Source organism: Ralstonia sp. VS2407 (assembly GCF_052950655.1).
Genome location: NZ_JBRFVG010000276.1, coordinates 1 through 462, shown reverse-complemented (window position 1 = coordinate 462; position 462 = coordinate 1). Strand labels below are relative to the sequence as shown.

At 72.5% G+C, this 462-nt stretch carries 1 protein-coding gene; it reads right to left on the bottom strand.

Annotated elements, in window-relative coordinates; translation table 11 throughout:
* Positions 1-462 (bottom strand): hypothetical protein (locus tag ACU8YE_RS25030; protein ID WP_446930250.1); only part of this gene is annotated, 462 nt, incomplete at both ends.

Here is a 462-nt window from a genome sequence, read left to right as displayed (position 1 = left end):
CAGTTGCTGCAGGTGGCGGGTCCTGGTCGCCACCACCCAGCAGCGCGGCCGCGCCGCCGGCCGAGAGCACAGCGACGGTCAAAGCGCCGGCGATCGCCCCGCGACGCCGACGCTGCACCTGGCTCAAGCCTCGCGGGCGACCGGGCGCCGTAACGGCTGGTTGTTCGGTGACGAGCTCGTCGACGTCGACGAGCTCGTGCATAGCCTCGGGCTCCGGCTCCGGCTCCGGGAGAGGCGTCACGGTTGAGGCGGCGATGTCGGCTCGGGTTTCGTCGTCTGGGTCGTCCTCGTGATGGGGACGAGTCGGAAGAGCGCCGCGGTCTTGCTCGAATGCCGGTGTGCGGGTCGCCGCGGCCGGGTCGAGCGCGATCGCCCCCTCGAGCTCGTCGACGAGCTCGCCGGCGGACTGGTGGCGATCGGCCGGATCAGCGCTAAGGGCGCGTGCGAGGGCCTCGTAGGTGG